Raw genomic sequence first — 10819 nt, forward strand, 5'->3', positions numbered from 1 at the left:
ATGTGTATAAGAGACAGGCTGTATCATGTGGACGTTATAACACGATGATAATCAAGAACGATGGAACATTAACCGCAATGGAAATGAATGTTTTGAGTAATACCGGCGCGTATGGCACGCATTCGCTGACGGTAATGAGTAATACCGGCAGTAAGAATCTCCCGTTATATCGCTGTCCGAACCTCAAGTTTTATGGAAATGCGGTATATACTAACCTTCCGGTCGCTGGCGCTTGTCGCGGATACGGCGCACCACAAGGAGCGTTCGCGCGGGAAGTGTTGATTGACGAACTCTGTGATACGATAAACCTTGACCCGCTCGAATTCCGAAAAAAGAACCATATTAAACTCGGAGAAACCAGTCCGATATTCGTTGCGCTCGGTGAAGGGCGGGAAGGATTCGAGCAGTATATCAAAAGTTGCGGTCTAGATGAATGTATTGATCGCGGTGCTGAAGCTATCGGCTGGTATACTAAACAAAGAAGATATAGAAAAAATCTTCAAATTGCACATCGCACATCGCATATCTGCTATGGTGTCGGTATGGCTTGTCTGATGCAAGGGTCAGGGATACCCGGAGTCGATATGGGCGGAGCGAGGATTAAAATGAACGAAGATGGTTCGTTCAACCTGCTCATCGGCGCAACAGATTTAGGAACCGGCAGCGATACCATCCTCGCTCAGATTGCTGCGGAAACGCTTGCGGTTGAACTTGATAAAATCATCGTGTATTCTTCCGATACCGATTTCACGCCGTTTGATAAAGGCGCGTATGCCTCGAGTACAACGTATATTTCCGGCGGTGCAGTGCTTAAAGCCGCACAGATAGTTAAACAGAAAATTCTGCAGGTAGCCGCAGAAATGGTAAATGAACCGATAGATAATCTGACCTGCAAAGATGCTATGGTCATCAGCAGTTCCGGTAAATCTGTATCCTATCGCGATATCATGAATCGGTCACTTTATTCTGCGAATCAGTTCCAGATTGAAGGGGAAGCGTCGCATATGTCGTATGAATCTCCGCCACCGTTCGCGGCGCATTTCGCTGAAGTTGCGGTAGATACTGAAACCGGAGTGATTAAAGTTCTGAATTATGTCGCTGCAGTAGATTGCGGAACAATCATTCATCCGAACCTAGCGGAAGGGCAAACGGAAGGTGCGGTGCTTAACGGTATCGGGTATGCCTTATCCGAAGAGATGGTGTTCGATAGTCACGGGAAGATGGTTAACCCAAGTTTCCATGGATATCGGATTTTCTCAACGCGTGATGTTCCACCGATTAAAACAATCCTGGTTGAAACCTACGAACCGACTGCACCGTATGGCGCAAAAAGTGTTGCGGAAATCAGTATCAACGGACCACTCCCAGCGATTGCGAACGCAGTCTATGACGCTTGCGGTATCAAACTTCGCAACCCACCGTTTACGCCAGAAAAAGTCTTAACCGCACTTAAAACCAGACCCGTTTAACACCACGGAACTAAACCACTAAAAGTTTCTCGTTTGCTGCGCAATTGATTTGGGGTACCTCTCGAGAATCTCTATACACTATTCCGCCCGTAAGTTGACTGATTCGCTTCTATCTTTGATTGTCAAGATTTCCATTGAGATAGAAATGTATCAGTCCTTAATTCCCGATAAAGAGATACCTTGAATAATATATTTCTGGAATAGGAGGAACGCTATTAAGGTTGGGATTGTCCCGAGAACACAAGCGGATAATGTCAATCCATATTCTGCATAATATGAAGTTTGGAATAACGCGATACCGACCGGAAGGGTATATTGATCAACTGAATCGAGAAAAACTAATGGCGCTAAAAAATCGTTCCAAGACCCGATGAAAGTAAATATACCCAAAGTTGCTAATGCTGGTTTCGATAGCGGCAGGATAATATGCCGATATATCCGCACGGTCGAACAGCCGTCAATAACTGCGGCGTCTTCTAAATCTTTCGGAATCTGCAAGAAGAATTGATGTAATAGGAAAACGCCGAACGCGCCGGCACCAGCCGGAATGATTACCGCTAATGGGGTATCCAGCCAACCGAATTTGTTCAGAATCAAATAAACCGGAACTAAACATATCTGACCGGGTACCATCAGTGTCCCGATAATCATGAAAAAGATTAACCGATTATATGGTAGATTCAATCGTGCTAACGCAAACGCAGCGAGTGAATCAACGAGTAGAACTAATACGGTTATTGCAGATGAGATGAAACCGCTATTAACCAACCAGCGGACTAGCGGGATTTCTTCCGGATTCCCGAGAATCTCTCGGAAGTTTGCAAGAGTCCAGTTCTGCGGGAAGATGCTTTTAAAATGGACGATTTCGATATCCGGCTTAAATGCGGTGATGAATATCAAGAGCACCGGAAACAGCATAAGAAAAGCACCGATGGCGATCATGAGTTCGATAATTTTTTTGTGAAAAGTATTTACCATAATTCAATGATAATCTCTTGCCACAAAGCCACCAAGACCAAAACGAATCACAAAGTAATAGAATTATTTGATTTAATATAAATCATTATTTAGTGTATCTTAGCGTCGTGAAGTCTATGTAGTATATTTTTTATACTTACTTTTCTCTCAATAGCCGAAACTGGATGAATGAAAATATCGCTATCACTAAAAATAATAGCCAGCTCATTGCGGCACCGTATCCCATCCGATAATTCATGAACGCTGTTTCATAAATATATTGGACTAAAACTCGAGTGGCTAATTCCGGTCCGCCACGGGTTACCATGAACGTCTGCCCGAAAATCTGAAATGATGCGATAATCTGGAGCACGATTACTAATAATAGCACCGGCCGTAAGAGCGGCAACGTAATATGGATAAACTTACGGAACGCACTAGCGCCATCAATCGCTGCTGCTTCATAATAATGCTGCGGAATATGCTGTAGTCCTGCAAGTAGGATAACCATCGGTGCGCCGACAGTCCACCAAATCGTCATAAGAACAATTGACCGCATTGCCCAAACGCTATCAGTAATCCACGGGATTTTCAACCCAACCGAAGCTAGATATGCGTTAAACAAACCGAATTCGGGATTATAGAACCAGCGCCATAATATCCCAACTACACTGATGGAAATGAGCGTTGGAAAAAAATATGCTGCACGATATACGACTTGCCGTTTCCGAATCACTGCATTGATTCCAACCGCAATTAATAATGCAGAGAGTACAATCGGTGGAACTACCATCAGAACGAATTTAAATGTCGTACTAAGCGCTTTCCAGAAATAAGCACTAGCGAGCGCTTCTCGATAATTCGCCATTCCGATAAATTTCGCTGGTTCCGCAGCGAGTAATTCCCAACGATAGAAACTTAACCCGAATCCGTAAATAAGCGGAAGAACTAAAAAGATACCGAATAGAATTAGATACGGAAGTAAAAAGAGATAACCGGAATATTGTCTTTTCATAACCGAATTCATCGACACATTAGTTAGGATCATTTTGGGGACTGGGTATCGCCCCTACTTGGCGCTGCCTTCGAATTATCTGATTCACATTCTCGGTAGCGATATCCAACGCTAGCTTGGGAGACAGTGATCCCCGTAACGCTTTTTCCACAGCAATATCAAATTCCGTTAAAAATTCAAAAATGTACGGAATACGCGGTACATAACAGATATACGGAATCTGGGTTGCGAACTCATATTGGACTTCCATCCGGTGAAATCGGTCAGTTGCACGCAGACTTTTCCGAACCGGGATTTGCCCGCCATCAGCCCAATCGAGACTATTATCGGATAAGAATTTTATAAACCGCCACGAGGCATCAAGTTTCTTGCCATCTAATCCGGATTTCAAGCAGAGCAGATGCGAATCCGCCCAAGCTGCCGGTTTAATACCTAGCAGTGGTAACGGTGCACCGGCATACTCTAAATCCGTCTGCTTTTTCAAATCTTCTAACATATAGATCCCTTCAAACGCGATCCCGACTTTCCCCTGCCGAAACCCGATCCAAGAATCGAAATTCTGCGGTGCCGGAGCGACTTTCAGCTTCTGAATTAGGTCTACACAGAATTGTAACGCTTCAACATTTTCCGGACTATTTAACAAACATTGCGAATAATCCGAATTAAAAAATTTTCCGTTCCATTGCTGCATAATGGTATATACATTCGTTCGGAGCCAAGTATATACATAACCCCACGTCTCTGGCTGACCATCATGGTTAGTATCTTTGGTTAATCGCACCAGCGCATCAATAAACTCCTGTTTCGTTTTCGGTGGGCGTGGGTTCCCGAGCGCATCAACGAGTCCTGCCTGTTTGAATAACGTCCGATTATAATACATTCCGAGTATATGCACGTCCAGCGGAAGCGCATAATGCTGACCGTTGTTTTCGGTTATTTGCCAGATATTTTCTGAGAAATCAGCGATATCTATACCATTCGGGCTCGGTTGGGTTATTAAATCATCAATTGACCGGAGAAACCGTGCGTGCATAAACCGTTCGATATTTCCCGCATGAATAACGAAAACTTCCGGTGCACGGTTACTAATCCCAGCAACGAATAGTTTGTTATAATAGGTTCCCCAATCCATCCGCTGCATTAGAACGTGTATCGTTGGATTCGATTCGTTGAATCGTTTAACCAATCGCAGCATCGTTCTTCCATCCGGTCCGGTGAATCCGTTCCAGAAACGGATAGTAACTCGGTTGCTAGGATTAAAACTACATCCGAAGAGCACGACCAATAGCAGATAGCTGATGCTTATTCTGATAAGACTATTACGAGTGAACATACCTAACGGTTTCATCCTAAATAGTTTACCTGCACAGACGTAAAGGTAATCCGCTAAAGTTTACCAAGATGGTAGTATAGTTTTACAACTGTTGCGGTTGTCTTAGTTCGCTTGGCGGTTATCTTTTACTTGTTGGAATCAGGGTTTTAGGGTTATACAAAGTAATAACATTTAACGAAGCTGGTTTTAAAACCATTGCGAATTTCTCAGGATTTTCTAATTTCACGTGCCTGATATGTGGGGTAACACGATTCGGATATTTCAGTTCGTTCCGCGCCATAAACGATTCGCCAGCAAGTTCATAGTAGCGTGCGATTTTCTTAAACTTCGCTTGGGGAATATCGAAATTCACTGGTACCGAGGTATCCGGCGTGCGATTGATTAGGATAATTTTCAGTTCATTCTTATCCATTAATGGCATAACATCTACCAGCGGGAATTGTACCGGAGTATCTCCTGCCCAAGAACTTTGCCATTCAGGAATAGAAGAAAACCGGCATCGGACGGTAACTGCTACCGGTCGAGTTCCAATCACCTGTCGCAATTCTTTCAATGCATAATATACCGGCTGCGGATAAACGATCCCGTTTTCTTTTGCCATCCCGCCGCCATGGTTGATGAGCGCACTATGCGTAACCAGATTGACTAACCCTTCAGTTCGAATCGCCGATGTGATAATCCCAGCGTAATAGATTGCTTCAGTCATTGTTTCCGGTCTCGGCTGATACGCCGGAAAATTGAATACCATCGCTTCAGTTATCGCAATGTTAATATCCGCTTGATATTTCCTGCCAAGCTGATGTATCCGCCGATAGACATTTTCGAATATATGCGAATACCCGATTTGGCTTAAATAAGCATATACCGCATCCGCATGCGGAGTATTACTAAACAGAAAATGGACTGAAACTGACCGCAGGATATCCGCGCAGTTCTGAAACAATACTTCATTCCAATCACCGGAAATATGTCCGCACGCAATGAGTTCAATTGACGGATCGCGCGATTTCATTGCAGTATAAAATGCGCGATATCTCCGTGCATATTCGCTTGCAGTACAATGTCCAATTTGCCAATCACCCCAAAGTTCATTCCCAATTTCCCAGAATTTAACATTATACGGTTCCGGATGACCGTTTTCAGCCCTGACTTTACCCCAACGCGTTGTCGGACTCCCATTACAATATTCAACCCAATCGGCAGCTTCTTCCGCAGTTCCGTTCCCAGCATTAACGCAAATCATCGGTTCCGCACCGATAAGTCGGCAGAAGGAAATATGTTCATCGGTACCGACCTGATGCTGGTCAACATCGTTCCAAGCCACATTTTTGCTCGTAATCCGTTTATCCCGCGGACCGATATCATCTTTCCAATGATATCCGCTAACATAGTTTCCGCCCGGAAATCGTAACAGCGTTACTCCCGCTTGTTTCCAGAGTGTAACCACTTCCGGATCGAATCCTTCTGCAATCGCATCCGCAGGAAATAACGTCAATTGGTCGATTTGGCATTTCCCTGGTTGCGTTAGTCCGATACATAACCAAACCGGTTTCCCGAGCATCGCTTTGGAAATATTCACGGATAAAACGCCCTGATATTGTTTCCAGTCATCTGCACATTTACCCGTATCAAATTTTAGGATACCGTAGATTTTCTTCGGATTGACACTATCGTTGATTACCACTATTATCGGGGTCGTAGCTGATTTCGCATAAAATGATACCTGATATTGTCTAACCCGATTTACTGGCAGAAATATTAACTGCCGAATGCCGACGCCAACGTGGTCTATCGGAATTCTTTTTACTTCAATCAATTGCGAATAAGAAGAATTATATGCTTCCGGTAGTAGTGCGTAGTTTGCATTACCATCACCATTCCAATTCGTCCAATAATATCCGATATGTTTCGCATCGGATTCTGTCGGTATCTCGAGTTGGGTATATCGTTTAAAATAATTCTTTTCGTGATTCGTATACCAGTCGCGATGTAAGCATATCCGAATAGGTTCAAGACTCGGATTTTCAACAATCTGCGCCCAGAATCCGCCGTAGATATTCTTGCCGAGATTTTCGCTAAATTTACCGAATAACCGTCCGGAAACAATATAGTCTGATTGGCGAGAAATATGTATCGTTACATCGGCAGTCGGTGAATCTTTTTCTTGATAAACAAACATTTCCGTTCCTTGACAAGCGAAACTAAAAATTAATACCATTGAGATACCGCATATCGCGCGTAGCATTTACCGAGCCTCCTATCTTCATTGATATCAAATGCAACTTTACAAAACAAAAAGACTGAATGAACCAATGTACCTAAATACAGGGATATAAGCGTATTATTGAATAGTTCTTTCATTGTTCAGCATTTGAGTCTGGAACATCTACCAGTTTATTGAATTAATTTAACATAATCGAAGGTAGCATAGAAATCATAGTCGTTTGGATACTGGATAAAAATATCGCCAGAGGCAAATAGTCGTAGTTCTGTAGCTGGATAAACGAGCATAAATTCACCACAATGAAACCAATCCCGATAATTATACGAAACTTGCACCCGATATTTCGCTGGGAGCAATTTCTGAATCCGGAAATATACATCCGTTACTTTCCTTTTTCGAAACGCAACCTGGTGAACGGTACCGAAATAATCGAAGCGGGTATCTACACAAATCTGTTCGCAATACATCTGGTCAAGTTCATGGTCAGCAACTACGGAAACCGACCCATAATTCTTATGCCCTAGCCAAAGGATAACCCCCGCTTTATTCCAAGCCCCTTTTGCAAAAGGATTAAACTGCGCTAGGTTTATTTCCAGTACCCAAGTATCAGATTGCGGAACGGGAATTGCAAGATAGGGATAGGTTTCGTTTCCGATGAAGAAATCCGAACCAGGAACAGGAACAATATATAATTTTCCGTTTCGCATTTCTATGGTTCCGATTCCGGTAGACCAATCGAGATTGGTTTGCCCACGAACCCAATTCGGAACAATTTCGTTGCTATCAAACTCGGTATCCACATACCCTGGTAATTTTCGTTCTTCCCAGCATGAGAATCGTGGTGATTTGAGCATTCTCCCACCGATTCCGATAATCCCAATTCCACGAAAGAACGATTCTGAATCTGATTCCGGAATAACGAATCCGCCGAGGATAAACCAGACCTTCTTATCCCAGGAAACGAACGTAGTTACATTATGTTTTCTAACTTCCATCCGCAAAATGACCCGTTGCGGATGTTCGCGCGGATAAATAGGCATTAATCCTTTCGATTGCGGGTTACCATCGAATTCCGCTAACGATTCTACTGCAGGGTTTATAAACCCGTAGGTAGCTCGAATATAATTATCTGCATCGCGCCAGATAACTAACCCGACTTGCGCATAGGGTTCTGCTGGTATAAACTCATCAATTTCCACCTGAAAATAATAATCAGACTTAAATTTCGGCTGTCGGAACAGAATCGCTTTTTGATTATTTTGATTGCGATAACAATCGCCGGTAATATCAGTGAACTGAATGCCGCAGTCGGTCAGGCACAGAAAATCGAATAGATCGTTCGGAGCAACTGTTTGCCAGCTCCGCTTAAATTCCGCTCTATCGTTATAGATTAGATTATCTTGAAACAGAACAGATTCGGTAGCGTAAGTGAGAGAAATATAACCGATAAGAAATAGAAATATCCATAAATATTTGAGTTTGCCGGGCGGGGTTTGAAACTTAGATTGTGGAATTTGGAAATTATCCATTGCTACTTCTTCCGGCTGGTATCTCTCTGGTAAGTATCGAAAACCGATTTATCGTTCGTATCGAGATAGATTTGTTCGGTTCGTTCATCGAGAACAACCCATCGGTCAATCTGCCCATCCTGATTCGAATCGAATTCAATCCAGCCAGGATATTCATATTTTTCCGGCAGCCCGTTATCATCCGCATCGAATAATGACATTTTCCAATCACCCCATTGCGAAATGATGATATATTCCGGGTTACCATCTTTATTGCTATCCGCAGTCTCGAAAATAAACGAAACACCACCAGGACGACTATAATATTCTAGGTTTCGTTTCCGACCGTTATCGAAATAATAGATGAAATTCAACTGCGGGTTGATATAATCCTTTTCCGGATTATGTTCCCGAACCAGAATCTGTCTGATTAATTCCGGATACCGTTCGCGGATATGTTTCTCGAATAATGGCGTATAGTTGACAATACGATTCCAATCGGGGTCAGTAACCTCTTTCGCTAGCTCAAGTCGGTTTTGCGGCGGTTTCTCGTTCACTGCATCTACGATTCCGGTACCGGTTAACGAAATTTTTTGACCGCGTTTGATTCCGTTCTTATCATATACCGTCCACGAGATAGTATATGGCGTATCTTTCCCCGGCATAAACCATTCGGTGCGCGCGAGCCCTTTTCCATCGAAATATTCGCGTTTATCGCACGAACCATCCGTATCATCATCATAGGCGAGTCCGATAACTTTCTCGTTTTCGATAATCGGGGTAATACTATCCAGATGTCGCGCTTGTTTAATGAGATTAACGATATCTAACGTGCCTTTCATCACCGCTGTATAGAGCGCTAGACGAATATTCTCCTGCGCACCGGCATCAAGCAGAAGTTTAACGATATCCGACCGACCGAAATATGCAGCGATAACCAGCGCAGGTTTCCCGAGTTCATCTTTCGTGTCCGGATTAGCGCCCGAAGATAAAAACCGATTCACCTGTTCCGGTTCATTCAAAACGATTGCGGTTATCAGGTTTTTATTCATATCCGCACCATATTTCGGTGCACCGGCGGTAACCAGCAGTTGCGCAAGTTCCGCATATTCGTTCATTGCAGCGAGTGTAACTGCGGTATCGCCATCTTTCGATTTCAAGGTAACATTCGCACCGCTTTTCAGTAATAAAGTAACGATATCCGTTTTCCCGAGCATCGCCGCAAGCATCAGCGGTGTATATCCGAAAACGGTATCCGCAGAATTAACATTAGCCCCGGATTGAATCAATAGTTTAACGATTTCAAGATTACCGGTTCTCGTCGCAAAATGGATTGCCGTTAATCCGATCGGTGTTTTTGCATTCACCATCGCTCCTTTTTGAACGAACATTTTTACCAATGCGGGGTTCTCGCTACCAGCAGCGAGCATCAACGCCGTATATCCGGTTTCGGAATGCTGTAGGTTCGGGTTCATTCCAGCAGTGAAAAATAACGATACCACTGCAGTATCTCCTTGCAGAACTGATTGGATAAACATATCCTTCGTAAACGGGATATTCCGTTTCGCTAGTTCTTTTTTCGCTTCCGTCGGTGTTAAACTGAACACTGGTTGCAGAGTTACGCTAAACCATATCAACCAGCAACATATCAATTTCGTATATTGCATAATTTTATCCTTTTTAAAATATGTAGTAAATACCTTATCACATCCTGCTAGATATATTCAATTCAGTTCCACCCGAGCTCAAGCTCGGGACAATTTATTACCTATACTCGGGTATCCGCCAGAAGCGGATACCGAGCGCAATCGAGTGATTGGTTCTCATACCCCACTCCGTAAATCATAACATTATCGGTTAACCGTTTATTGATACCGGCTCACTTGCTAATTTCACCTTTTTCCTTGATAATGGTAGGGAACCGTCGGTTATTCAGCCGGTACTCTGGTAATACTAAGAAGGATTATTACATCTAAATTGTAACGTAAAGGATGTGAACGGACATGGCTAGTGTTAAAGCGGGTTGGGGTGGATGTAAAATATGTAAAGCGTCAGGGAGAGAATTGCGACAATGTGTCTATTGCGGTGCGGTAGCTTGTGCGCAATGCTGGAAAGAACGAAATGATACCTGCCCGGTATGCAATAAATAATATATTCTGCCGTACCCAGGGGTCGTATAACCCTTTCGGGGTATGGTAAACTTCAGACGATAACCTCGGAATTAGAGCAGATCAGCTCTGGTAAGTGAATAGCCCCGAACTTGAGCTCGGGGAAAATAGTGGATAAACACGTTGGGTGTTCAACCCATACTTC

The 10819-nt window shown here is 43.4% G+C and carries 8 protein-coding genes; 2 read left to right on the forward strand and 6 right to left on the reverse strand.

Going from position 1 to position 10819, the window contains the following annotated elements; translation table 11 throughout:
- A partial coding sequence (locus tag N3A72_10610) for a molybdopterin-dependent oxidoreductase (GenBank protein MCX7920035.1) occupies positions 1-1469 on the forward strand: 1469 nt, incomplete at its 5' end.
- 150 nt (positions 1470-1619) lie between these two features.
- Here N3A72_10610 and N3A72_10615 read toward each other — a convergent pair.
- The 6 genes from N3A72_10615 to N3A72_10640 form a co-directional block, all read right to left on the reverse strand.
- On the reverse strand, positions 1620-2447 hold the full coding sequence (locus N3A72_10615) for a carbohydrate ABC transporter permease (GenBank protein MCX7920036.1): 828 nt from the start codon (positions 2445-2447) through the stop codon (positions 1620-1622).
- A 136-nt stretch (positions 2448-2583) separates the two neighbouring features.
- Positions 2584-3441 (reverse strand): sugar ABC transporter permease, encoded by an 858-nt coding sequence (locus tag N3A72_10620; protein MCX7920037.1) that lies wholly within the window; start codon positions 3439-3441, stop codon positions 2584-2586.
- A 19-nt stretch (positions 3442-3460) separates the two neighbouring features.
- A complete protein-coding gene (locus tag N3A72_10625) occupies positions 3461-4789 on the reverse strand; it encodes an ABC transporter substrate-binding protein (GenBank protein MCX7920038.1) in 1329 nt (442 codons plus the stop codon).
- Between the two features lie 103 nt (positions 4790-4892).
- Entirely contained in the window at positions 4893-7019 is a 2127-nt protein-coding gene (locus tag N3A72_10630; protein ID MCX7920039.1) for a hypothetical protein, read from the reverse strand.
- A 149-nt stretch (positions 7020-7168) separates the two neighbouring features.
- Positions 7169-8527, reverse strand: coding sequence for a hypothetical protein (locus tag N3A72_10635; protein ID MCX7920040.1), 1359 nt, complete (start codon positions 8525-8527; stop codon positions 7169-7171).
- A gap of 2 nt (positions 8528-8529) precedes the next feature.
- Positions 8530-10173: an ankyrin repeat domain-containing protein gene (locus N3A72_10640; protein ID MCX7920041.1), complete on the reverse strand. Its 1644-nt coding sequence runs from the start codon at positions 10171-10173 to the stop codon at positions 8530-8532.
- Between the two features lie 336 nt (positions 10174-10509).
- Between N3A72_10640 and N3A72_10645 the strand changes: the two genes are divergently transcribed.
- Entirely contained in the window at positions 10510-10656 is a 147-nt protein-coding gene (locus N3A72_10645; GenBank protein MCX7920042.1) for a hypothetical protein, read from the forward strand.
- The last annotated feature ends 163 nt before the right edge of the window (positions 10657-10819 follow it).

The organism is bacterium (genome assembly GCA_026416715.1).
GTDB lineage: Bacteria > UBP4 > UBA4092 > JAOAEQ01 > JAOAEQ01 > JAOAEQ01.